Annotated in this window: 18 protein-coding genes; 11 read left to right on the top strand and 7 right to left on the bottom strand. The window is 70.5% G+C overall.

Going from position 1 to position 24848, the window contains the following annotated elements; genetic code table 11:
- Positions 1 to 28: 28 nt before the first annotated feature.
- A complete protein-coding gene (locus tag AC4NN1_RS09865; protein WP_336125814.1) occupies positions 29 to 1210 on the bottom strand; it encodes an ROK family protein in 1182 nt (393 codons plus the stop codon).
- An 87-nt stretch (positions 1211 to 1297) separates the two neighbouring features.
- On the opposite strand from AC4NN1_RS09865, the gene xylA reads away from it, so the two are divergent.
- The 7 genes from xylA to AC4NN1_RS09830 all read left to right on the top strand — a co-directional run bounded on the left by xylA (position 1298) and on the right by AC4NN1_RS09830 (position 9593).
- On the top strand, positions 1298 to 2485 hold the full coding sequence (xylA, locus tag AC4NN1_RS09860) for a xylose isomerase (RefSeq protein WP_020097861.1): 1188 nt from the start codon (positions 1298 to 1300) through the stop codon (positions 2483 to 2485).
- A gap of 1 nt (position 2486) precedes the next feature.
- Entirely contained in the window at positions 2487 to 3887 is a 1401-nt protein-coding gene (locus tag AC4NN1_RS09855) for a xylulokinase (RefSeq protein WP_491955158.1), read from the top strand.
- Complete coding sequence (locus AC4NN1_RS09850; protein ID WP_491955157.1) at positions 3884 to 4582, top strand: ThuA domain-containing protein; 699 nt, start codon at positions 3884 to 3886, stop codon at positions 4580 to 4582. Before AC4NN1_RS09855 ends, AC4NN1_RS09850 begins: the two co-directional genes overlap by 4 nt.
- Entirely contained in the window at positions 4561 to 5664 is a 1104-nt protein-coding gene (locus tag AC4NN1_RS09845) for a Gfo/Idh/MocA family protein (RefSeq protein WP_491955156.1), read from the top strand. The genes AC4NN1_RS09850 and AC4NN1_RS09845 overlap by 22 nt, the downstream gene beginning before the upstream one ends.
- A gap of 203 nt (positions 5665 to 5867) precedes the next feature.
- Entirely contained in the window at positions 5868 to 6851 is a 984-nt protein-coding gene (locus AC4NN1_RS09840) for an ABC transporter permease (RefSeq protein ID WP_491955155.1), read from the top strand.
- 17 nt (positions 6852 to 6868) lie between these two features.
- Entirely contained in the window at positions 6869 to 7804 is a 936-nt protein-coding gene (locus tag AC4NN1_RS09835) for a carbohydrate ABC transporter permease (RefSeq protein WP_020097866.1), read from the top strand.
- A gap of 37 nt (positions 7805 to 7841) precedes the next feature.
- Positions 7842 to 9593, top strand: a complete 1752-nt coding sequence (locus AC4NN1_RS09830) for a type 2 periplasmic-binding domain-containing protein (protein WP_491955154.1) — start codon at positions 7842 to 7844, stop codon at positions 9591 to 9593.
- 58 nt (positions 9594 to 9651) lie between these two features.
- On the opposite strand, the gene AC4NN1_RS09825 is transcribed toward AC4NN1_RS09830, so the two are convergent.
- Together AC4NN1_RS09825 and AC4NN1_RS09820 are read right to left on the bottom strand one after the other, a co-directional pair.
- Positions 9652 to 10266, bottom strand: a complete 615-nt coding sequence (locus AC4NN1_RS09825; RefSeq protein WP_018185650.1) for a YesL family protein — start codon at positions 10264 to 10266, stop codon at positions 9652 to 9654.
- A 2-nt stretch (positions 10267 to 10268) separates the two neighbouring features.
- Positions 10269 to 11261: a LacI family DNA-binding transcriptional regulator gene (locus tag AC4NN1_RS09820; protein WP_018185649.1), complete on the bottom strand. Its 993-nt coding sequence runs from the start codon at positions 11259 to 11261 to the stop codon at positions 10269 to 10271.
- 181 nt (positions 11262 to 11442) lie between these two features.
- Between AC4NN1_RS09820 and AC4NN1_RS09815 the strand changes: the two genes are divergently transcribed.
- The 3 genes from AC4NN1_RS09815 to AC4NN1_RS09805 are packed head-to-tail and all read left to right on the top strand — an operon-like array spanning position 11443 to position 18175.
- Entirely contained in the window at positions 11443 to 13452 is a 2010-nt protein-coding gene (locus tag AC4NN1_RS09815) for a beta-galactosidase (RefSeq protein ID WP_491955153.1), read from the top strand.
- Positions 13449 to 15725 carry an alpha-xylosidase gene (gene yicI, locus AC4NN1_RS09810; protein WP_491955152.1) on the top strand — a complete coding sequence of 759 codons (2277 nt, stop codon included), beginning with the start codon at positions 13449 to 13451 and terminating at the stop codon, positions 15723 to 15725. The genes AC4NN1_RS09815 and yicI overlap by 4 nt, the downstream gene beginning before the upstream one ends.
- Positions 15722 to 18175, top strand: coding sequence for a glycoside hydrolase family 3 C-terminal domain-containing protein (locus tag AC4NN1_RS09805; RefSeq protein ID WP_491955151.1), 2454 nt, complete (start codon positions 15722 to 15724; stop codon positions 18173 to 18175). The genes yicI and AC4NN1_RS09805 overlap by 4 nt, the downstream gene beginning before the upstream one ends.
- On the opposite strand, the gene AC4NN1_RS09800 is transcribed toward AC4NN1_RS09805, so the two are convergent.
- Genes AC4NN1_RS09800 through AC4NN1_RS09785 form a run of 4 tightly spaced genes read right to left on the bottom strand, consistent with a single transcriptional unit; the run spans position 18159 to position 23635 of the window.
- Positions 18159 to 20462 carry a beta-xylosidase/alpha-l-arabinosidase gene (locus AC4NN1_RS09800; RefSeq protein ID WP_491955150.1) on the bottom strand — a complete coding sequence of 768 codons (2304 nt, stop codon included), beginning with the start codon at positions 20460 to 20462 and terminating at the stop codon, positions 18159 to 18161. The genes AC4NN1_RS09805 and AC4NN1_RS09800 overlap by 17 nt on opposite strands.
- Before the next feature lies 1 nt (position 20463).
- Positions 20464 to 21339, bottom strand: a complete 876-nt coding sequence (locus tag AC4NN1_RS09795; protein ID WP_020097872.1) for a carbohydrate ABC transporter permease — start codon at positions 21337 to 21339, stop codon at positions 20464 to 20466.
- 8 nt (positions 21340 to 21347) lie between these two features.
- Positions 21348 to 22361 carry a carbohydrate ABC transporter permease gene (locus tag AC4NN1_RS09790; RefSeq protein ID WP_491955149.1) on the bottom strand — a complete coding sequence of 338 codons (1014 nt, stop codon included), beginning with the start codon at positions 22359 to 22361 and terminating at the stop codon, positions 21348 to 21350.
- A gap of 2 nt (positions 22362 to 22363) precedes the next feature.
- Complete coding sequence (locus tag AC4NN1_RS09785) at positions 22364 to 23635, bottom strand: ABC transporter substrate-binding protein (protein ID WP_491955148.1); 1272 nt, start codon at positions 23633 to 23635, stop codon at positions 22364 to 22366.
- A gap of 116 nt (positions 23636 to 23751) precedes the next feature.
- On the opposite strand from AC4NN1_RS09785, the gene AC4NN1_RS09780 reads away from it, so the two are divergent.
- Complete coding sequence (locus AC4NN1_RS09780; protein WP_491955147.1) at positions 23752 to 24813, top strand: LacI family DNA-binding transcriptional regulator; 1062 nt, start codon at positions 23752 to 23754, stop codon at positions 24811 to 24813.
- Positions 24814 to 24848 lie beyond the last annotated feature (35 nt).

Here is a 24848-nt window from a genome sequence, read left to right as displayed (position 1 = left end):
CTCGTCACGCGCGGCGAGAACCGGCGGGTCAGGAGACCGGCTGCGGGTTCGCCAGCACGCCTTCGAAGACGGCCTCGGCGGCGCCGATGAGCAGGCGGTGCTCGGCCAGGGCGGCCGGCAGGATCTGCAGATCCTCGCCGCAGGCCGGCATCGCCTGAGCGCGGACGGCGTGCAGGAGCGCATCGACGTCGAGGTCCGCGAGCACCGCGAGGAACCCGCCCAGCACGATCGCCGAGGGGTTCAGGACGTTGACCGCGTTCGCCAGCGCGGTGGCGAGGATGCGGCGCTGCCGATCGACCTCTCCCGCGACCGACGGGGTGTCGATCCGCGCCGCGAGGGCCTCGCCGAGGTCGCGGTCGTCGCCGCGGCCGAGGCCCACGACCGACAGGAGGCGTGCGCGGCTGACCTCGTCCTCGAGCACCCCGTCGCGGGCGCGGCGGTCGGCGAGGGTCGCGATGCCGGGGCGGTTCTGTCCGATCTCGCCGGCGTAGCCGCCGGCGCCGACCACCGGCATCCCGTTCACGATGATCCCGCCGCCGATGCCGCTCGCACCGCCGTTGAGGTAGAACGCGTGGTCGATGCCGCGCGCGGCGCCGAACAGATGCTCGGCGATGGTGCCGAGGGTCGCATCGTTGCCGACGACGACCGGGATCCCGGTGGCCGCCGCGACGAGGTCCCGGAGCGGCACGTCGACCCAGCCCAGGTGGGGCGCGTCGCGGACGAGCCCGTCCTCGATGCGGACGAGCCCCGGGACGGCGAGGCCGACGCCCAGGATGCGGGAGCCCGCGAGCTCGCCGCGGCGCCAGGTCGCGACCTGCTCCGCGACGAGGTCGGCGGTCGCCTGCGGGGTGAGGAGGTGGTCCTGCGGCAGGACGACGACGGCGCGGATGTCGCGGTCGAGGCCGACGGCGGCGATCTCGAGCGCATCGACCTCGGGGTTGACGGCGATCGCGACGACGGCGGGGTCCACCGCGACGACGGGGGAGGGTCGGCCGACCCGGCGCGACGGGTCGGGAGCGCGCTCGGCGACGAGGCCGAAGGACACGAGCGAGCCGACGAGATCGGCGACGGTCGACCGGTTGAGCCCGGTCGACTCGGTGAGGGCGGCGCGCGACTGCGGGCCCTCGCGGTGCACGATGCGGAGGATGCTGCCCAGGTTCGCGCGCCGCACGGATTCGACGGTTCGCCCCTGATCGGTCACGGACCCCACGATAGCCACCGGAAGGGGTTTGTCGCGGCGGCGCGCCTGGTATACGTTGCTGACAACAACATTTTGTCCGGCTCGCGAAGGAGCGTCATGGTCACCCCCACCCCCGCAGACAAGTTCAGCTTCGGCCTGTGGACCGTCGGCTACAACGGCACCGACCCGTTCGGCGGCCCGACCCGTCACCCGCTCGACGTCGTCCACGCGGTCGAGAAGCTCGCCGAGCTCGGCGCGTACGGTCTCACCTTCCACGACGACGACCTGTTCGCCTTCGGATCGAGCGACGCCGAGCGCCAGCGTGAGATCGACCGCCTCAAGGGCGCCCTCGACTCGACCGGCATGATCGTCCCGATGGTTACGACCAACCTCTTCAGCGCCCCGGTCTTCAAAGACGGCGGCTTCACCGCGAACGACCGTGACGTGCGCCGGTTCGCGCTGCGCAAGGTCTTCCGGCAGCTCGACCTCGGTGCCGAGCTCGGCGCCAAGACGTTCGTCATGTGGGGCGGCCGCGAGGGCGCGGAGTACGACTCCGCCAAGGACGTCCGTCAGGCGCTCGAGCGCTACCGCGAGGCCGTCAACCTCCTCGGCGACTACGTCACCGACAAGGGCTACGACATCCGCTTCGCGATCGAGCCGAAGCCGAACGAGCCGCGCGGCGACATCCTGCTGCCCACGCTCGGTCACGCGATCGCGTTCATCGACTCGCTCGAGCGTTCCGAGCTGTTCGGCGTGAACCCCGAGGTCGGCCACGAGCAGATGGCGGGGCTCAACTTCACCGCCGGCATCGCCCAGGCGCTGTACCACGGCAAGCTCTTCCACATCGACCTCAACGGCCAGCGCGGCATCAAGTACGACCAGGACCTCGTGTTCGGCCACGGCGACCTGCACAACGCGTTCTCGCTCGTCGACCTGCTCGAGAACGGCGGCCCCGGCGGCATCCCGGCCTACGACGGCCCACGTCACTTCGACTACAAGCCGAGCCGCACCGAGGACGAGACCGGCGTCTGGGAGTCGGCCGCCGCCAACATGCGCACTTACCTGCTCCTCAAGGAGCGCGCGCAGGCGTTCCGCGCCGACCCCGAGGTTCAGGAGGCGCTCGCCGCCGCGAAGGTCGACGACCTGTCGACCCCGACGCTGAACCCGGGCGAGAGCTACGACGACTTCCTCGCCGACCGCTCGGCCTACGAGGACTTCGACCCGAGCGTCTACCTCGGCGGCAAGGGCGCCGGCTTCGTCCGCCTGCAGCAGCTGGCGACCGAGCACCTGCTGGGCGCGCGCTGACGTGACCCTCGTGATGGGCGTCGACTCGTCGACGCAATCCTGCAAGGTCGTCATCGTCGACGTCACGACCGGAGCGATCGTCCGCTCCGGTCGTGCGTCGCACCCCGACGGCACTTCCGTCGATCCCGAGGCGTGGTGGTCGGCGCTGCAGAGCGCGATCGCGGATGCCGGGGGCCTCGACGACATCGCGGCATGGTCGATCGGGGGCCAGCAGCACGGCATGGTCGCGCTCGACGCATCGGGCGCGGTGGTGCGCGACGCGCTGCTGTGGAACGACACGCGCTCGGGGCCGGCGGCATCCGATCTTACGATCGAGTTCGGCGCCGACGAGCTCGCCCAGCGCACGGGGCTCGTGCCGGTCGCGTCCTTCACGATCACCAAGCTGCGATGGCTGCGCGACGCGGAGCCCGACAACGCCGCCCGGGTGGCCGCGGTCGCGCTGCCGCACGACTGGCTGACGTGGCGCCTGCGCGGCTACGGCCCGGGGAACCCGGCGCTCGACGAGCTCGTCACCGACCGCTCCGACGCGTCCGGTACCGGCTACTGGGACCCCGCGTCGGGTGGGTACGATCGCGAGCTGCTGGCCGCGGCGCTCGGCCACGACGCGATCCTGCCGCGTGTGCTCGGTCCTCTCGAGTGGGTGACGGATGCCGGCGGTCGCCGCGTCGGTCCCGGTGCGGGCGACAATGCGGGGGCCGCCCTCGGGGTCGGCGCGACGGCGGGCGACGTCGTCGTGTCGATCGGCACGTCGGGCACGGTCTTCGCCGTCAGCGACACGAGGACGATCGATCCGACCGGCACGGCCGCGGGCTTCGCGGACGCCACGGGACGATTCCTGCCGCTCGTTGCGACCCTCAACGCCGCGCGGGTGCTCGATGCGACCGCGCGTCTGCTGGGGGTGGACCACGAGGGTCTCACCGAGCTCGCCGCGGCGGCCGAACCCGGCGCCGGCGGCGTCGTGCTCGTGCCGTGGTTCGAGGGGGAGCGCACGCCCAACCTGCCGACCGCGCGCGCGTCGATCGACGGGCTCTCGCTGGTCAACACGACGCGGGAGAACCTCGCCCGCGCCGCGATCGAGGGCATGCTCGCGGGTCTCGCGACAGGTCTCGATGCGATCCGGGGTCTGGGAGTCACCGCCGAGCGCGTGCTGCTCGTCGGCGGCGCGGCGCGGAACGCGGCGGTCGCCGCGGTCGCCGCGCAGGTGTTCGACGTCCCGGTGGCGGTCCCCGCGCCGGGTGAGTACGTGGCGCAGGGCGCCGCGCGGCAGGCGGCGGCGGTGCTGACCGGTGCCTGGCCGGAGTGGGCCGTCGAGATGGACCGGGAGGCGGCATCCGACCCCCGTCCGGAGGTCCGCGAGCGCTACGACACCGTGGCCGCACGGCGGGCGGAGGAGGCCCGGTGACCCGTCGCGCGCTCATCGTCCGTGGCGGGTGGGACGGGCACCACCCGATCGCCGCGACGGACATGTTCGTCCCGTTCCTCGAGCAGAACGGCTTCGAGGTCGCGATCGAGGAGACGAACGAGGTCTACGCCGACGCCGAACGGATGGCGGGGGTCGACCTCGTCGTGCAGGCGGTGACGATGTCGTCCATCTCGGACGACGCGCTCCGGGGGCTGCGGTCGGCCGTCGAGGCGGGGACGGGGTTGGCCGGCTGGCACGGCGGCATCGCGGATTCGTATCGCAACAGCTCCGACTACCTGCAGCTCGTCGGAGGCCAGTTCGCGACCCATCCGGGGCGTCACCCCGACGACCGCCCGGGCGACGAGCGCGACAACTACCTCGATTACACGGTAGGGATCACCGAGCTGGGTCGCGGCCACGAGATCACGGCCGGCATCGACGACTTCACGCTGCACACCGAGCAGTACTGGGTGCTCCACGACGACCTGATCGACGTCCTCGCGACGACGACGCATCCGACGCAGGAGTACCACCCCTGGCACCGGCCGATCGTGAGTCCCGCCGTCTGGACCCGACTGTGGGGCAGGGGTCGCGTCTTCGTCGCGACGCCGGGCCACACGCCCAAGATCCTCGCCGATCCGAACGTCCGCACCATCGTCAAAAGGGGACTGCTGTGGGCAGCCCGCACGCCGTAGGGATCGTCGGTCTCGGCGTCATTTCGACTCAGTACCTGGACCTTTTCGCACAGAGTCCCTCGATCCGGATCGCCGCGGTGGCCGACCTGCGGCCGGACCGTACGGCGGAGGTCGCCGCGGGCATCCCGGGCGCGCGGGCGCTGACGGTCGACGAGATGATGGTCGACCCCGAGGTGCAGACGGTCCTCAACCTCACCGTCCCCGCCGCGCACGCGGAGGTCGCGCACGCCGCGATCGCCGCCGGCAAGTCGGTCCACGGCGAGAAGCCGCTGGCGCTGACGGTCGCCGAGGGACGTGCGGTGATGGATGCCGCCGCCGCGGCCGGCGTGCACGTCTCGGCTGCGCCCGACACGGTGCTCGGCACCGGCATCCAGACCGCGCGCCGCCTCGTCGACGACGGGGCGATCGGGCGGCCGGTCGCGGCGAGCGCGACGTGGGTATCGCCGGGTCACGAGCTGTGGCATCCCGCTCCCGGGTTCTACTACGCACCCGGCGGGGGACCGCTGTTCGACATGGGGCCGTACTACCTGACGAGCCTCGTCCACCTGCTGGGGCCGGTCGTCGCCGTCACCGGGGCCGCTCGCCGGGCTCGTGCGGAGCGCACGATCGCCACGGGCCCGCACGCCGGCGAGCGGATCGAGGTCGAGGTCGACACGCACCTGAGCGGGCTGCTCGAGCACGCGGGCGGGGCGGTGTCGACCGTCGTCACGAGCTTCGACGCCGTCCGGACGGCCGCCCCGCCGATCGAGGTGCACGGTGAGCGGGGGTCGCTGTCGGTGCCCGATCCGAACATGTTCGACGGCGAGGTCCGCCTCGCGGCGCTCGGTGAGGACGGCTGGCGGTCGGTCCCGGCGTCGGCCGGCTACGAGGGCTCCGGTCGGGGCATCGGGTTGATCGACGCCGTCGCCTCCGGCGGGGCGGGTCGAGCCGGCGGAGCGCTCGCGCTGCACGTGCTCGACGTCATGGAGAGTCTCCTCCGCTCCTCCGCAGAGGGGCGACGGCTCGAGGTCGGCACGACGGTGGAGCGGCCGACCCTCGTCCCGCTCACCGCTGCCGCGGACTGGACGCGCATCGCCGGCTGATCACCGCGCTGCGCCCTGACGACGCCGCCCCGCCTTCCGGCCGGGGCGGCGTCGTCGCGTGACCGGAACGTGATGTTTGACGGGTCCGCCGTCGAGCGTTATCTTCATATCGAAGCGGTTCGACGGCCATTCGCGGAAGCGCTTCGATCACGAAGGAGTGAGATGACCCGGCACATGTCCGAGCGCCCAGAGCGGCGCGACCGATGACGCAGCAGGCGATCGTCACCGAGGTCGCTGCCACGACGATCGAAGAGAAGACGCCGTCCCGCCCCGCGCGGCGGGTGTCGAAGAACGGTCGCTCCTTCCGGATGTTCCTGTGCATCGTCCCGTTCCTGGTGCTGGTCTTCCTCTTCTCGTACTTCCCGCTCTACGGCTGGATCTACGCGCTCTTCGACTACCGTCCCGCCCTCGGCCTCGCCGGCAGCGACTTCGTCGGGCTGCAGTGGTTCCAGCTGCTCGTGAGCTCGCCGACCCAGGTCGCGCAGGTCGGCCAGGTGCTCGCCAACACGCTCGCGATCAGCTTCCTCGGCATCGCGACCTCGGTTCTGCCGCTCGCGTTCGCGATCTTCCTCAACGAGATCCGCGCCCCCTGGTTCCGCAACGCCGTCCAGACGCTGACGACCCTCCCCAACTTCATCTCGTGGGTTCTCGTCTACATGATCGCCTTCTCGCTCTTCTCGAGCTCGGGACTCGTCAACGGCGTCCTGTCGGATGCCGGATTGATCACCACGCCGGTGAAGTTCCTCGACACCGACCAGAACGTCTGGCTGACGATGACCCTCTGGTCGGTCTGGAAGGGCCTCGGCTGGGGAGCGATCATCTACCTCGCCGCGATCGCCGGAATCGATCAGTCGCTGTACGAGTCGGCGGAGATCGACGGCGCAGGGCGATTCCAGAAGATGTGGTACATCACGGTGCCGCAGCTCATGCCGACCTACCTCGTCCTGCTGCTGCTGTCGATCGCGAACCTGCTCAACAACGGCATGGAGCAGTACTTCGTCTTCCAGAACGCCTTCAACAAGGAGTACATCCAGGTCCTCGACCTGTACGTCTACAACATCGGAATGACGGGCAACAACCTGTCGATGGCGACGGCGATCGGCATGTTGAAGAGCCTCATCTCCGTGATCCTCCTGTTCACCGTCAACGGCATCGCCAAGCGCGTGCGCGGCGAATCCATCGTCTGAGTCAGGAGCCCCCGATCATGGTCACCACGACTCCCACCCGCCGCCGCGTCGTCCGGCGCGACGCCGATCTCTCCGGCCGCGTCGTCTTCGCGATCGTCAACTACTCGGTGTTCCTGGCGCTCGCGTTCGTCTGCGCCTACCCGTTCTACTACCTGATCATCAACTCGGTCAGCTCGAACGACCTCGCCGCACTCGGCCAGGTCCGGTGGCTGCCCACCGGCATCCACCTCTCCAACTACGAGCAGGTCTTCCAGCTCGGCGGACTCACGCAGGCCGCGATCGTCTCCGTCGGCCGCACCGTCCTCGGTACGGTCGCCGCGGTGCTCGCCTCGGCCTTCCTCGGCTTCATGTTCACGCAGAGTCGCATGTGGGGACGCCGGTTCTGGTACCGCTTCGTCATCATCACGATGTACTTCAGCGCGGGCCTCATCCCGGTGTTCATCGTCATCCGGAACCTCGGGCTGACCAACAACTTCTGGGTCTACGTGCTGCCGTTCGTCGTGCAGCCGTTCTTCATCATCCTCGTGAAGACCTACGTCGAGGCGATGCCCACCGAACTGCAGGAAGCCGCCGAGATGGACGGCGCGAACATCTTGCAGGTCTTCTTCCGGGTGTACCTGCCGAACATGACGCCGATCCTCGCGACCGTGGCCATCTTCTCGGCCGTGGCGCAGTGGAACAGCTTCCAGGACACCTTGATCTACATCACCGACCAGAGCCTCTACACGCTGCAGTACCTGCTCTACATGTTCATCAACCAGGCCAACAGCCTGGCTCAGGCCATGCAGAACGGCGGCAACATCAGCTCGATCGTCGACGCGGCCACGAGTCAGACGCCGACCTCGATCCGGATGACGATCTCGGTCATCGTCATCCTGCCCATCATCTTCGTCTACCCGCTGTTCCAGCGCTTCTTCGTCAAGGGCATCATGCTCGGCGCGGTCAAGGGCTGAACCCGACCATCACGGTCACACCACCGAGAGGAAAGCAATGAAGCTATCACGCAAGGCCATCGGCGCCGTCGCCGCTCTGGCGACGGTCGGGCTGCTGAGCGCCTGCACCGGCCCCGCGCCCACCGAGAAACGCGAGGAGATCACCGCGTTCCCGACCTCGTGGGACGAGCCCATCACGATCGACGTCTTCGACGGCCTCGCCAACTACATGGGGATGCAGGAGGGGTGGTTCGGCGACCTCGTCGAGAAGAAGTTCAACATGAAGCTGAACATCATCGCCCCCAACGTCGCGGGCGGCGGCGACACCCTCTTCAACACCCGCGTCACGGCGGGAGACCTCGGCGACCTCATCATCACCGACAAGGGCCAGCGGCTCGAGGAGCTCCGCGAGGGCGGTCTGCTCCTCGACTCGGCGAGCTTCTACCCGGCCATGAAGAACGTCGGTCGGTTCGACGCCGCCGTCGACAAGATCAACGAGGGCGCCGACGGCACGTACGCCTTCCCGTCGCAGGTCTCCTCGCTGAAGCCCACCGAGCCCTCCGAGGGCCTCGACCCGACGTTCGGTCCCTACCTGCGCTGGGACCTCTACAAGCAGGCCGGCTACCCCGAGATCAGCACGCTCGAAGACCTCCTCCCGGTGCTGAAGAAGATGCAGGATGCCGAGCCCACCGCTCCCAACGGGCAGAAGACCTACGCGGTCTCGCTGTTCAAGGACTGGGACGGCAACATGCTGAACAACGCCAAGCAGCCGACCACCTACTACGGCTTCGACGAGGTCGGCTTCGCCCTCGCCAAGGGCGACGGGTCCGAGTTCCAGGGCATCCTCGACGAGGACGGGCAGTACGTGCGCGCGCTGCGCTTCTTCCACGAGGCGAACGAGCTCGGCATCCTCGACCCCGACTCGACCACGCAGAACTACGACACCCTCTGGAACAAGTACCAGAACGGCCAGGTGCTCTTCTCGTTCTGGCCGTGGCTCGGACAGGCCGCCTACAACACCGACAAGAACGTCGATGCGGGCCGCGGCTTCATGATGGCGCCGATGGACGACATGGACATCTTCTCGTACGGCGCCGAGGCGTACGGCGGCAAGCAGGTGTTCGCGATCGGCTCGAAGGCCGAGGACCCCGAGCGCATCGCGGCATTCGTCGACTGGCTCTTCTCGCCCGAAGGCGCCCTGGCCAACAACAGCCAGACCCAGGGGGCTGCCGGTCCCGAGGGGCTGACCTGGGAGCTGAACGCCGACAAGGAGCCCGCGCTCACCGAGCTCGGTCACAAGATCTTCTTCGAGGGTGACGCCGAGGTCCCGGCCGAGTGGGGTGGCGGCAGCTACATCGACGGCGCATCGCAGCTGAACATCAGCGCCGTGCTGCCGATCGACACCGACCCGAACACCGGCTTCCCGTACAGCTACAAGATGTGGCCGAGCTACCAGGCCGAGACGAGCAATTCGCTCACCGACGACTGGACGGCCAAGATGGGCGCTCCGACGACGATGGACTACCTGCGGGACAACGACCAGCTCATGGTCGGCGCCGGCGCCAGCTTCACCGCGCCGACCGACTCCTCCGAGATCGAGACGCTCCGCAACCAGGTCAAGGCGACGATCGTCCAGACCTCGTGGCAGATGGTCTTCGCCGAGAGCGATGCGCAGTTCGACTCGCTGCTGTCCTCGATGCAGGAGACCGCGAAGGGCCTCGGCTACGACAAGGTCCTCGAGGTCGACATGGCCAACGCCGAATCGCAGGATGCCGCCCGCAAGGCGGTCTCGGCGGAGTTCGGCGGCTGACCGCCCCGCACGCAGGAAAGGCCCCGTCGGTGATCCGGCGGGGCCTTTCCCTTGCGACTCAGGCGGCGGTTCCGGAGCGGCGGCGGTAGATGCTCCGGAAGAGGAACGCGCAGCCGTAGGCGCCGACGGAGAATCCGATCGTGGCCACGAGGAACATCGTGGGAGGGAAGACGATGACGAGGCATACGACGGTCACGGGGATCACGAGGAGCGCGAGGGTCCGCAGCGGCTCCGCTGCCGGGAGGAGCACGGCGTTCTTGAGCGTCTGGCGGAAGGGGGCGCGGTACGCGGCGACGAGACCCATCGCGTGGACGAACGCGGCGACGGCGTAGGCCGCTCCGGCGAACGCCAGGGCGGCGAGGCCCGTGAGGAGCGGCTCGGGTGCCGACAGCCAGAACACGCCGCTGAAGGCGAGCGCGACGCTCGCCGTCAACAGGATGAGGCTGAGCCCGGTCGCGGGCAGGAAGTTCCGCGCCAGCGCGGGCAGGAAGTCGCGCAGCGGACGGCCGCCCTCCTCGTCGGCGTAGCGTCGGGTCACCTCCAGCAGGGCGCTCGTGGCCGCGCCGATCGTGACGAGGGGTGCGCAGCAGAGCAGGAACAGGATGTTGAGGGCGACGAACTCGAGGAACGACGACAGGCCCTGGACGGCGCGGTTCTCGGGGTCGATCTTCATGATCAGACCGTCGCGGGTTCCGCCGGCGAGTGGGCGAAGCGCGGGGCGAGGAGTTCCGGCCCGGGCGACCGTTCACCGCGGATCGCGGCGAGCAGCGTGCGGGCACCCGCCGCGCCGAGCTCTTCGGCGGGAAGGTCGATGACGTCCGACACGCCCGGAACATGGAGGGCGAGCTCGGCCGGGCTCAGGGCGACGATCTCGATGGGCGCCGCGGAGGCCGAGGCCAAGAGGCGGGCGGCGATGAAGGGAAGGGCTGCCTCGTTGTGGACGAAGAGCGCGGTGGTCTCGGGGGATCCGGCGAGCAGCGCATCGACGACCTCGGTCGCGCCGGGACCCGCGGGGCAGGGGAGCACGGTCGCGGTGAGTCCCACCTCGCGGCTGCGGGAGAGGAACCCGCGGGTGAGGCGGTCCGAGTACGAGGTGTGTCGTGCCTGCACCTGAGGCGGGGCGCCGAGGAGGGTGACGGTGCGGTGGCCGCGCTCGGCGAGACGCTCGGCGGCGAGGCGTCCGGCGGCTTCGAAGTCGAAGTCGACGCAGATCAGCTGGTCGGCCGTGTCGGGGAGGCCGATGAGGACGCTCGGGATGCTGAGGTCGGCGAGCGAGCCCACGCGGGGGTCGCTCGTCTCGACGTCGAGGATCAGCACCCCGTCGACCATCCCCGCCCGCGCCGCGCGTTCGACACCGGCAGCGTCGTCGCTCGTGAGCAGCAGGATGTCGTGGTGGTGCAGGCGCGCCTCTTTGAGGGCTCCCGCGACGATCTGCATGACGACGTGGACGTCGACGCCGGCGCGGATGGGGGCTTGCAACCCCAGAATGCTCGTCGACCGCGAGGCGAGGGAGCGCGCGCTCGCCTGCGGGCTGTAGGAGAGGTCGGCCATCGCCTGCTCGACGCGTTCCCGCGTCTCCTGCGAGATGGTGCGTTTGCCGCTCATCACGTATGAGACCGTCGAGATCGAGACTCCCGCGGCCTGGGCCACGTCGGCGATCGTGGTCATGGACCCTCCTTCTCCGACGGCATCGGCTTCGACGCGCGGATGGATCGAGCGTATCGGCTCGTCTGACGCCTCGAACGCTGCCCTGCCGACCGATGGACACGGTCGTGATCGCTAGTATAGGTTGAGATCGTTGAAGCGCTTCGACACTGTCGTCCACATTCGCTGAAAGGCCCGTCCGGTCATGACCTCTGCCTCCTCCTCGGCCTTCGCGACGCTGTCGGCCGAGCGCGGCATCCTCTTCGGTGGGGACTACAACCCCGAGCAGTGGTCGCCCGAGGTCTGGCGCCAGGACATCGCCCTCATGCAGCGCGCGGGGGTGAACCTCGTCACCGTCGGCGTCTTCAGCTGGGCGGAGCTCGAGCCGACCCCCGGGGCGCGCGAGTTCGCGTGGCTCGACGAGGTCCTGAACCTGCTCCACGCCGGCGGTATCGCCGTCGACCTCGCGACCCCGGTGGCCTCACCGCCGCCGTGGCTCGGGGTCCGGCATCCCGAGACCCTGCCGGTCGACCGCGACGGCGTGCGCCTCGTCGCCGGATCGCGCAACCAGTTCTCACCGTCCTCGCGCGTCTACCGCGAGGCGGCGCGCGCGATCACGGCGGACCTCGCGGCGCGGTACGCGCGGCATCCCGCCGTCCGGATGTGGCACGTCGGCAACGAGTACGGCCAGATCGATCACGGCGACGAGGCGGCGCGCGCCTTCCGGGACTGGCTGCTGCGCCGGTACGGATCCATAGACGAGATCAACCGGGCGTGGGGCACCGCGTTCTGGGCGCAGCGGTACTCGGACGTCGCCGAGATCCTGCCGCCCCGGCGCGCGCCGTACCTCATCAATCCGACGCAGTCGCTGGACTTCCGCCGGTTCACCTCCGACGAGCTGCGCGACTGCTACCGCGAGCTCCGCGACACCATCCGGGGCGCCGGCGCCACCCAGCCCATCACGACGAATTTCATGGGCGCCTTCGCGCACGTGGACTACTGGTCGTGGGCGGACGACGTCGACGTCGTGAGCGACGATCAGTACCCGGACCCCGCCGACCCCGACAGCCCGCTCGACATGGCCTTCGTGCAGGACCTCATGCGCGGACTCGGCGACGGCCGGCCGTGGGTGCTGATGGAGCAGGCGATCAGCGCCGTCCAGTGGCGTCCGCACAACCTCCCGAAGACGCCCGCGCGGGCGCGCCTCGACACGCTGCAGGCCGTCGCGCGCGGTGCCGACGGAATCTGCTTCTTCCAATGGCGGCAGTCCACGGCCGGCGCCGAACGCTTCCACTCCGCGATGCTGCCCCACGCCGGTGCCGACACCGAGGTCTTCGAGGGCGTCTGCCGCCAGGGGCGCGAGCTGCAGAGACTCCGGCCCGTCGTGGGCGGCCGCGTCGCCGCGCGCACCGCGGTGCTCTTCGACTGGCCGTCGTGGTGGGCGTCGGACGAACCCGCGCGCCCGACGGCCCGCTTCGACGGTCTCGAGCAGATGCGTCGCTGGTACCGCCCGCTGTGGCGGCGCGGCATCCCCGTCGACGTCGTGCCCTTCGGCGCCGACCTCAGCGCCTACGACGTCGTGCTCCTGCCGCACGGGTACGTCCTGCGACCGGACGACGCCGCGCGCCTGACCGACGCCGCCTCGCGCGGTGCGCAGGTCGTGGTCGGGCCGTTCAGCGGCGTCGCCGACGAGCGCGGGCACATCCTCACGGGTCGCTCGCCCGTGCTGCTCCGCGACATCCTCGGGGTCAGCGGCGAGGAGTGGGTCGGGCTCCCCGACGACGGCGTCGCCGTCGCGTCGGCTGACGGGCGGTGGGCGGCATCCGTCGCCCACACCCTCGGCGAGAAGCTCCGCACCGACGGCGCCGAGGTCGTGGCGAGGTTCGCGTCGGGCGACCTCGCGGGGCGCCCGGTCGTGACGCGGAACGGGACGGCCTGGTACGTCGGCGCCGTCCTCGCGGACGACCTGCTCGACGCGGTCCTCGGTGACGCGCTGGATGCCGCGGGCGTCGCCGGTGCCATCGGCGTGCCGCCCGCGGAGGTCGAGGTCGTGCGGCGCGGCGACGCGCTCTTCCTGCTGAACCGCGGCGACGACGACGTGACGATCCCGCTCTCCGGAGCCTGGACCGACCTGCTGACAAATGACGAGATCGACGACCACGTGACGGTTCCGAGGGGGGACGCGCGAGTCGTGACAGAAAGGCGAAGGACATGAAGTTCACCGACGGCTACTGGCTCATGAGGCCGGGAGTGACCGGACTGTACGCGAGCGCCGTGGACGACATGCGTGCCGACGCCGAGGCCGGCAGCCTCACCGTCTTCGCGCCGACCGCCGCCATCCGCCACCGGGGCGACACGCTCAACCGGCCGATGATCACGACGACGTTCTCTGCGCCGGCCCCCGGGGTCATCAAGGTGCGGGTGCAGCGGCACGCCGGCGGGCGTCACCGCGGTCCCGACTTCGCCGTGACGGGGGAGGAGGGCTACACGCCGACCGTGACGGTCGACGACGCCGAGGGCGTGCTGGATGCCGGTGACCTCCGCGTCCGTGTGTCGCGCGAGGGGGCGTGGCGCGTCGCGTTCGAGCAGGGTGACCGCGTGCTGACGACCGCGCTGCCGCGCTCGATCGGCCACATGACGGGTCCGGATGGCACGTGGGTGCACCAGCAGCTCTCGATCGAGCCGGGCGAGCGCGTCTACGGGTTCGGCGAACGCTTCGGCGCCTTCACGAAGAACGGCCAGTCGATCGACACGTGGAATGCGGACGGCGGCACGTCGAGCGAGCAGGCGTACAAGTCGGTGCCGTTCTACCTGACGAGTCGCGGGTACGGCGTCTTCGTCGACAGCCCCGACGCGGTGTCGTTCGAGGTCGGGTCCGAGATCAATTCGCGCGTGCAGTTCTCGGTGCCGGGCGAGACGCTCGACTACTACGTGATCGCCGGGCCCGAGCCCAAGGACGTGCTGCGGCGCTACACGGCGCTCACGGGGCGTCCTGCCCGCGTGCCGGCGTGGTCGTTCGGGCTGTGGCTGACGACGTCCTTCACCGCCGCGTACGACGAGGCCAGTGTGACCGAGTTCGTCGACGGGATGGCCGCGCGCGACCTGCCGCTGTCGGTGTTCCACTTCGACTGCTTCTGGATGCGGGAGTTCCAGTGGACCGACTTCACGTGGGATCCGCGCATGTTCCCCGACCCCGACGGCCAGCTCGCGAGGCTGCGCGAGCGCGGCCTCAGGGTCTCGCTGTGGATCAATCCCTACATCGCGCAGCGTTCCGCCATCTTCGCCGAGGCCGCGGAGCGCGGGTTCCTGCTGAAGACGACGGAGGGCGACGTCTGGCAGTGGGACATGTGGCAGGCCGGGATGGCGATCGTGGACTTCACCAACCCCGAGGCGGCCGAGTGGTACGCCGAGCACCTGCGCCGTCTCGTGCGGCAGGGCGCCGACAGCTTCAAGACCGACTTCGGCGAGCGGATCCCGGTCGACGGCGTCGTCTGGCACGACGGCTCCGACCCGCAGCGGATGCACAACTACTACCCGCAGCTCTACAACGAGATCGTCTTCCGGGTGCTCGAGGAGGAGCGCGGCGTCGGCGAGGCGGTCCTGTACGCCCGCTCGGCGACGGCGGGCGGCCAGCAGTTCCCCGTGCACTGGGGTGGCGACAACGACTCGACGCTCCTGTCGATGGCCGAGACCCTGCGCGGCGGCCTGTCGCTCGCGATGAGCGGGTTCGGATACTGGAGTCACGACATCGGCGGCTTCGAGGGAACACCGGATGCCGGTGTCTTCAAGCGCTGGCTCGCGTTCGGACTGCTCTCCTCGCACTCCCGCCTGCACGGTTCGGGCTCGGTGCGGGTGCCGTGGGCGTTCGACGACGAGGCGGTCGAGGTGACGCGCCGGTTCACGACGCTGAAGCTGCGCCTCATGCCGTACCTCGCCCGGATCGCGGAGGAGGCGCACACCGCCGGCATCCCGATGATGCGCCCGCTCGTGCTCGAGTTCCCGGGCGACCGGTCGACGCACGACGCCGACGTCCAGTACATGCTGGGCGACTCCCTCATGGTCGCCCCCGTCTTCACCGAGGACGGGAGCGTCGAGTACTACCTGCCCGAGGGACGGTGGACCTCGCTCCTGACCGGTGACGCGGTGGACGGCCGCACGTGGCAGACCGAGCGTCACGGCTACGAGTCCGTCCCGCTGCGGGTGCGACCGGGCACGGTGCTGCCGTGGGGAGCGCGCGAGGACCGGCCGGACTACGACTGGGCCGACGGCGTGACGCTGCGCTGCTTCGAGCTGCCCGACGGGTACGACGGCGAGACGGTCGTCCCGGGGCACGACGGGGCTGCCGCGACGGTGTTCCGGGTGCGTCGCGAGGGCGGGCGGATCACCGCCGAGTCGTCGGACGCGCGTGCACCGTGGAGCCTGCAGGTCGGCGACCGGACGGCGTCGGTCGTCGGTGCAGGGGCGGTCTCGCTGGAGGTCGCCGGATGACGGTCGACGCCTTCCGCCGGATCGATGTGCCGCTGGCCGAGCGCTCCCGCGACCTGCTCGAGCGGCTGACCCCGCAGGAGCGCGTCGAGATGCTCCACCAGGCCATGCCGGCGGTGGAGCGCCTCGGCATCCGCCCGTTCCACACCGGGTGCGAGGCCCTTCACGGGCTCGCGTGGGTGGGTGTGGCCACGGTCTTCCCGCAGCCCGTCGGCCTCGCGGCGACGTGGGATCCCGAGCTGGTGAGGCGCGTGGGCGACCTCGTCGCGACCGAGGTCCGCGCCAAGCGCGCGTCGGGGGCGGACGTCGACCTCAACGTGTGGGCGCCGGTCGTCAACACCCTCCGGCATCCGGCCTGGGGGCGCAACGAGGAGGGGTACTCCGAGGACCCGCACTACACGGGCCAGCTCGGTGCGGCCTACAGCCGCGGGCTCCGCGGCGACCACCCGCGGGTCTGGAAGACGGTGCCCTCGCTCAAGCACTTCCTCGCTTACAGCAACGAGACCGACCGGTCCGCGACGTCGTCCGAGATGTCGCCGCGCACACTCCACGAAGAGGAGCTGCCGGCCTTCCGCCCGGCGATCGAGCAGAAAGTCGCCGGCAGCGTGATGCTCGCCTACAACCGCGTGAACGGCGTGCCGGCGCACACGCAGCCCGAGCTGATGGCCGAGGCCCGCAGCTGGAGCGACGAGTCCATCGCCGTCGTGTCGGATGCCGGGGCACCGAGCTTCCTCGTCTCGATCCAGCGCGCGCAGCCCGACAAAGTGCACGGCGCGGCCGCGCTGGTGCGCAGCGGCATGGACTCCTTCACCGACGACGGTCCCGACCCGACGCCGAGCCTCGAGGCAGTCCGCGGCGCGCTCGCGCAGGGTCTGCTGACGGACGACGACGTGGATGCCGCGGTCCTGCGACTGCTCGAGATGCGCATCCGCACCGGTGAATTCGACGGCGACGACGACCCGTACGCCGCGATCGGCCCGGACGAGATCGACACGCCCGCCGCGCGCGAGCTCGCCCGCGAGGCGGTCGCCCGTCAGGTCGTGCTGCTGCGGAACGACGCCGGGGTTCTGCCGTTCGCCGAGCCCGCGTCGGTTGCCGTCGCCGGACCGATGGCGGATGTCGTCCTCACCGACTGGTACTCCGGCACGCCGCCCTACGCGGTCGGCATCGCCCAGGGCGTGCGCGACCGCTACTCGACGGCGGCGGTGGAGGTCGTGACCGGCGCCGACACCGTCGTCCTCCGTGCTCCGTCCGGTTACGTCGCCGCAGCGGCGGACGGTACCGTCGACGCGATCCTCGACGCTCGGACCGACGCGAGCCTGTTCGACGTCACGGACTGGGGCGACGGCATCCTGACCCTCCGTTCCCACGCGAGCGGGCGCCTGCTGACGGGCGGCGTCTGGCCGATGCGGGCCGATGCCGAGCGCGTCGGCGGCTGGGTCGTGCAGGAGAGCTTCCGCCGGCACGTGCACGAGGACGGCTCGTGGTCGCTGCTGCACCTCGGCTCGGGCCGGTGGGTGCGCGTCGTCCGCGACGTGGGTCTGCTCGTGGCCGAGGGCGTCACCCTCGACGACGCCGCGCGCTTCGAGGTCGAGACGGTGACGCGCGGTCTGGACGAGGTGGCGCGCGCGGCCGCGGCGGCCGACGTCGTCCTCGTCGCCGTCGGCAACGACCCCCACCTGTCGGGTCGCGAGACCGCCGACCGTCTCCACCTGCTGCTGCCGACCGCGGCGACGGACCTCTGGCGGGCCGCGCGCTCCGCCAACCCGCGCTCTGTGCTGACGATCGTCTCGAGCTTCCCGTACGTCCTCGCGGATGCCGCCGATGCGCCGACCGTCGTCTGGTCGAGCCACGCGGGGCAGGAGCTCGGCCACGGTCTGCTCGACGTCCTGAGCGGCGACCGCGAGCCCGCCGGGCGCCTCGCGCAGTCGTGGCCGGCACACCCGGACCAGGCGGGCGACCTCTTCGACTACGACACCCGACGCCAGCAGGCGACCTACCGGCACCAGCCCGACCCGTACTCCTTCGCGTTCGGACACGGGCTCGGCTATGGCGTCGTCGCCTACGAGGCCGTCGAGGTGGATGCCGGAACGGTGACGGCGCCCGCGCCCACCCGGCGGCATCCCGCCCTCGATCCCCGCGACGACGAGCAGGTCGTCACGGCGAGCGTCCGGGTCGCGAACCGGTCGGAGCGCGCGGTGGAGGAGCTCGTGCAGCTCTACGCCCTCGCCCCGGAGCTGCCGATCGCGGCGCCGCGCCGGTTGCTGCTCGGGTACACCCGCGTGCGGGTCGAGCCGGGCGAGGCGCGGACGGCGGAGGTGCGCTTCACGGTCGAGCGCCTCGCCGTCTGGGACGGCGAGGCGCTGCGGGTGCAATCGGGGGACTACCGCCTCGCGGCGGGACCGTCGGCCGACGCCCTCGACGTGAGCACGACCCTCACCGTCCGGGACTGACGAGCTCGGCGTCCGCCACGACGCGCACCGGGACGATCCGGGCGTCGTCGTGCGTGACGACGTGCTCGCCGGTCACCTCGATGGCGGTGACGCTCTCACGGTCCTCGCACGACGAGCCGACCCAGAGGTCGATCCGTCCCGGCTCGACGACACGCCGGCCGTCGCGCCCCGTGAACGCGAAGCGCGCCGTCGGCAGCGAGAACACGACGCGCGCGCTCTCACCCGGGCCGAGGTCGACCCGGTGGTAGGCCATCAGTTGTGCGACGGGGCGCGTGAGGCTCGCGACCGGGTCGTGCGCGTAGAGCTGGACGACATCGGCACCGGCGCGCTCGCCGGTGTTGCGGACGACGACCGAGACCTCGAGGGTGTCGCCCGCCGCGACCGACGCGGACGCCTGCAGGTGCTCGTGGGCGAACGTCGTGTAGGTCAGCCCGTGCCCGAACGGGCGCACCGGGGTCGGGTCGGCGCTCGTCACGTCGATCGGTCCGCCGAGCCGCGGGTGCAGGTAGCTGTAGGGCTGCGCGCCGGCCGACCGCGGCAGGGTCACGGGGAGCCTGCCCGAGGGCGAGAGTCGTCCCGAGACGATGCCGGCGATCGGGTCCGCGCCCTCTTCGCCGGGGAAGAACGACTGCAAAGCGGCGGCGACGCGGCGTTCGCCGTCGAGCGCCCACCCGATCGCGTACGGACGGCCCGAGAGGATCACGAGGACGACGGGAGTGCCCGTCGCGACGACGCGTTCGACGAGCTGCCGCTGCAGGCCGGGCAGTTCGAGGTCGGCGACGTCGTTGCCCTCGCCGACGGTGCCGCGTCCGAACAGACCGGCGCGGTCGCCGACGACCACGACGGCGAGCTCGGCCGCCGCCGCCGCGTCCACGGCATCGCCGATCGCCGAGTCATCGTCGTCCTCTACACCGCAGCCGCGGGCGTAGGCGATCTCGGCGTCCGGGAACTCGGCGACGAAGGCGTCGCGGACGGTCGGCAGGTCGATACCGTGCGGCGTCCCCGGGTGGTGCGCGAGCACGTGGTTGACGAACGAGTAGCACCCCATGAGCGCCTCCGCCGAGTCGGCGTTCGGTCCGATGAGGGCGATGCGACGAGCGGATGCCGCGGGCAGCGTCCCGTCGTTGCTCACGAGCACGACCGACTCGGCCGCGAGCCTGCGCGCCAGGTCGCGGTGGCGGGCGCCGTCGAGGTCGACCGCGGCCGGCGGCGTCTCGAACGTCTCGTCGAGCAGGCCGAGGCGCTCCTTCTGTGCGAGGACGCGGAGCACGGCGGCATCCAGCAGTGCGGCATCCATCTCACCCGAGCGGATGCGCTCGAGCATCGGCGCGGCGAACGCGTCACCCGTCGGCAGTTCGACGTCGATGCCGGCGCGGAGGGCGAGCTCGGCCGCTTCGCCGAGGTCGCCGGCGACCCCGTGGGTGGTCTGCAGGAAGGCGACCGAGAAGTAGTCCGACACGACCGGGCCCGAGAATCCGAGCCGGCCGCGCAGCACCTCGTCGAGGTAGTGCGCGCTCGCCGCGACGGGTTCGCCGTCGATCTCGGCGTACGAGTTCATGACGGATGCCGCGCCGCCGTCGCGGATCGCCATCTCGAACGGCGGCAGCAGGACGTCGGCGACCTCGCGGGGGCCGGCGTGCACGGGGGCGTGGTTGCGCGCCGCCTGTGATGCGGAGTACCCGACGAAGTGCTTGAGGGTCGCATCGACCCCCGCCGACTGGACGCCTCGCACATAGGCCGTCCCCACGGTCCCGACGAGGTACGGGTCTTCGCCGATGCACTCGTCGACGCGTCCCCAGCGAGGGTCGCGGATGACGTCGAGCACGGGCGCGAGCCCCTGATGGATGCCCAGTTCGCGCATCGAGTCGCCGATCGCGGCGCCCATCTCGGCGACCAGTTCCGGATCGAACGACGCGCCCCACGCGAGCGGCGTCGGATACGTCGCCGCCTTCCACGCGGCGAGTCCGGTCAGGCACTCCTCGTGGACGATCGCGGGGATCCCGAGCCGGGTCTCGGCGCGCAGACGCCGCTGCTCCTCCCAGAGCCAGGCCGCCCGCTCGACCGGGTCGACCGGACGCGTGCCGTAGACACGGGTGAGATGGCCGAGGCCATGAGCCGTGGCATCCGCGTACTTCGTCGTCGTCACCATCTCGTCGGCCAGGGGAGCGACGACCTCGCCGCCCTGGTCGACCCAGTAGCCGACGAGCTGCGCGGCCTTCTCTTCGAGGGTCATCTGCGCGAGCAGATCGTGCACGCGGGCCGAGGCCTGCGGGTGGGGAACGGTCATGTCAGCCCTTCACGGCTCCGGTGAGACCGCCGACGATGCGCCGCTCGAACAGGCTGAAGAACAGCAGTGCGGGGAGCATCGACAGCGAGGTGAACGCGAGCACGCGCGCCGTGTCGACGGAGTACTGCGACGAGAACGCCTGCACGCCCAGCGGGAGGGTGAACTGCGACTCGTTGTTGAGGATGAACAGGGGCAGGAGGTACGCGTTCCAGCTGCCGATGAAGGCGAGGATGCCGACGGTGATCACACCCGGCACGGCGAGCGGCAGCACCATGCGCCAGAAGAACCCGAGGCGGCTGCAGCCGTCGATCGACGCGGCTTCCTGGATCTCGTCGGGGATCGCCCGCAGGAACGGGACGAGGATGATGATCGTCGTCGGCAGGGCGAACGCGATCTGCGGGAGGATGATGCCCGGCAGGGTGTTCATGAGCCCGAGCGAGCGGATCACGATGTACAGCGGCGTGATCGCGACGGTGATGGGGAACATGAGGCCCGAGGCGAACAGGGCGTAGAGGAACCCGCGTCCCTTGAAGCTGTACCGGGCGATCACGTAGCTGGCGGCGATGCCGAGGGCGACCGCGCCGATCGTGGTGGCGAGGGCCACGAAGGTCGAGTTGCCGACCTGGCCCCAGAACTGGCCGCTCGTGATGACGCCGACGTAGTTGTCGATGTTCCACGGGTCGGGGAACCCGGCCGGGTCGACCGTGATCGCGGAGTTCGAGCGGAACCCGCCGATGATGATGTAGATCACCGGGCCGAGCATGAGCGCGATGACCGCGAGGGCGACGAAGTAGACGACGGGCGAACCCCACGGCAGCTTCGGCTTGGGCGCGCGGCGCAGGCGCGGCTCGGCCGGCGGTGCCGTGACGAGGGTCATGGTGGCGCTCACTGCACGCCCCTCTCTGTGATGGCGCCCGCCGTGTCACGGCGGAGCACGAAGCGCTGGTAGAACAGCGCGACGATGAGCGAGATGACGAAGATGACGACGGCGACCGCGTTGCCGTAGCCGAAGTTCCCGGCGTTGCGGCCGGTGACGACCATGTAGATCGCCATCGTGTTGGTGCCGGCGACCGACGAGACGTACTGGCCCCAGATGATGTAGACGAGGTCGAACAGCTGCAGGGCGCCGATGATCGAGAGGAACGCCCAGATGCGCAGGGTCGGTGCGAGAAGCGGCAGGGCGATCTGCCGCTGGATCTGCCAGTAGGACGCGCCGTCGATGGCGGCCGCCTCGTACAGCTCTTCGGGGATGCCCTGGAGTCCTGCGAGGAAGAGGATGACGGCGAAGCCGACGTACTTCCACGTGAGGATCGCCATGAGCGTCCAGATCGCGATCGACGGGTCGGCCAGCCAGTCCTGGGTCAGGCCGCCCAGGCCGAGCTTGTCCAGCATCCCGTTGGCGGCGCCGTTGGTCGACAGCAGCAGGCTGAACCCGGTGCCGACGACCACCTCGGCGATGACGTACGGCACGAAGATGAGGACGCGGATGACGGATTGTCCCCGCATCTTGCGGTTGAGCAGGAGCGCCAAGAGGATCGCGATGGGTCCCTGCAGCACCAGCGACATGACGACGATGAAGGCGTTGTGCAGCAGTGCGCTCTGGAAGTTGGGGTCGCTGAAGATCGTGATGTAGTTCTTCAGCCCGACGAAGTCGGTGGCGGGCCCGAAGCCCGACCAGCGGAAGAAGCCGTAATAGGCGGCCATCAGGACCGGCAGGATGACGAACCCGACGAAGAAGATCACGGCGGGTCCGGCGAGGAGGAGGACCTCCAGTCGCCCCGACCAGCCGAGGCCCCGCCGGCGGCGGGACCGCGGCCGAGCCGGGGGCGGCGTGTCGCCACCCCCGGCGTGCGCCGCGAGACCGGTGGCGTCCGAGACGGACATCTCGCGAACGGTCATGGTCAGCCCTGCGCGCCCGCGGCGTTGACGGCGGCGATGAACTTCTGCGGGTCACTGCCACCGGCGAGCATGTCGACGACGGCGACGTTCAGCGCGTTGCCCACGTTCTGGCCGAGGACGGTGTCGAGCCACTGCGAGACGAACGGGGCGCTGTTGTACGCCTCGAGGATCTGCTGCAGGTAGGGCTCCTTCACCGACTTCTGCGCCACCGAGTTGACCGGCGGCGACTGGAACGCCTCGTAGTACTTCGTCTGCTGCTCCGAGCCGGCGATGAAGTTGAGGAAGTCGGCGCACTCCTTCGGGGCCTGCGCGGAGCACGAGTAACCGTCGACGCCACCCATCATCGATCCGGGCTCACCGTCGCCGCCCGAGATCTCGGGGAAGGGGAACCAGGCCAGGTCGGGGAGGGGCTTCTCGTCCGGCGTCAGCGAGGCGATCACACCCGGGTCCCATGCGCCCATGAGCTCCATCGCGGCCTTGCGGTTCGCGACGAGGCCGGCCGAGCTGCCGGCGCCCTGCTGGGCGGCGGTGGTGAGGAACCCCTCGTTGAACGGCTTGATCGCGGCGAAGTCGGTGAGGTCCTCGGCGGCGCGGGTCCAGCAGTCGTCGCTGAAGTCCTTCGAGTCGCCCGTCTCCTCGATCACCTTCGGGCTGCACTCGCGGATGGCGAAGAAGTAGTACCAGTGCGCAGCGGGCCACGCGTCCTTCGCGCCGAGGGCGATGGGCGCGATGCCCGTGCCCTTCAGCGACTCGACGTCGCTCTTGAGATCGTCGATCGTCGTGGGGGTGTCGGAGATGCCCGCCTTCTCGAAGGCGTCCTGGCTGTAGAAGAAGCCGCCCGGGAGCACCGAGAGCGGCATCGCCCAGACCTTGTCCTGATAGGTCTCGGCCGCGAAGGAGCCTTCGGAGATCTCGCCGCGGACATCGTCGGAGATGCGGTCCGTCAGGTCCATCAGCTGGCCGGCGTTCACCATCGCGGTCATCTTGCCGCCGCCGCGCTGGAGGAAGATGTCGGGCGGGTCGCCCGCATTGAGCGCCGTCTGGAGCTTGCCGTCCATGTCCTCGTTCTGGACGGACTGCATCTTGATCGTGACGCCGGTGTTCTCCTTTTCGAAGGCCGCGATCGCGTCCTTCCAGAACTGCTGACCGGGGCCGGTGGTCGAGTTCTGCCACAGCGTCATCTCGACGGTGCCGTCGCCGCTGCCGCCGCCGTTGTCGCCCGAACAGGCGCTGAGCGCGAGAGTCGCCGCGGCTACCGCCGCGAGCCCCGCCATGATCCTTCTGGTCCTCATGTGATCACCAATCTCCTCATTGAGTGCACTCTCGGTCCTCGAGGTGCGGGTGGTCCCGGCGGTGCGTGCCGGGGGTTCGGTCCCCAGTGTCGGAATTGTTGCCGCCCACGTCAAACGTTTTCGAAAATGTTTTCCATGGGGCTACGCTTCGACGCATGCGAAGCCGCGCCACGATCCACGACGTCGCCGCCGCGGCCGGTGTCTCGGTCGCGACGGTCTCCAAGGCGGTGAACGGACGGTACGGCGTCGCCCCCGCGACTGTGCAGCGCGTGCTCACTGCCGTCGAGCAGCTCGGCTACGAATCGAGCCTCGTCGCGAGCAGCATGCGCGCACGGCAGACCGGTGTCGTCGGCGTCCTCGTCGCGGACTTCGAGCCGTTCTCCGCCGAGGTGCTCAAAGGAGTCGGCGCGGCTCTGCGCGACTCGCGACTGGATCTCCTCGCCTACAGCGGATCGCGGGCCGTGTCGAGCGAAGGCTGGGAGCGGCGCTCGCTGAGCCGGTTGAGCGGCACGCTCGTCGACGGGGTGATCATGGTCACCCCCACGGTCGTGAACGTCACGGCGGAGGTCCCCGTCGTCGCGATCGACCCGCACACGGGGCCGGCCGACCTCCCCACCGTCGAGTCCGACAGCTTCGCCGGCGCCCGTCACGCCGTCGCCTACCTCATCTCGCTCGGACACCGCCGCATCGGCTTCGTCGCGGGTCGCCCCGACCTCCGGTCCTCGATGCTGCGCGAGGGCGGCTACCGGCGGGCGCTCGAAGACGCCCGCATCCCGTTCGACCCCGACCTCGTCGGTGTCGGGCGCTACGTGGAGGACATCGCGCGCGAAGCGGCCACCCGGCTGCTGCGCCGGGCCGACCGTCCCACGGCGGTGTTCGCCGCCAACGACATCTCGGCGCTGACCGTCATCCGCGTCGCGCACGAGCACGGCCTGTCCGTGCCCGACGACCTCTCGGTGATCGGGTTCGACGACGTCCCGGATGCCTCGCAGTCGGTGCCCGCGCTGTCGACCGTCCGCCAGCCGATGCAGCGCCTGGGCGCCGAGGCCGTGACGATGCTGCTGGAGTTCATGGGCGGCGGCATCCCCGCAGCGACGCACCTGCGCCTGCCGACGGCGCTCGTCCCCCGGGCGACCACGGCGCCGCCCCGAGCGGACTGAGGCATCCTTCCCAGCGCGCTCGGAGTGGTTCCCGA

It is taken from the genome of Microbacterium sp. MDV22-iso44, from assembly GCF_058629135.1.
The sequence above is the reverse complement of the archived record's forward strand: the minus strand, read 5'-3'. Positions and strand labels throughout refer to the sequence as shown.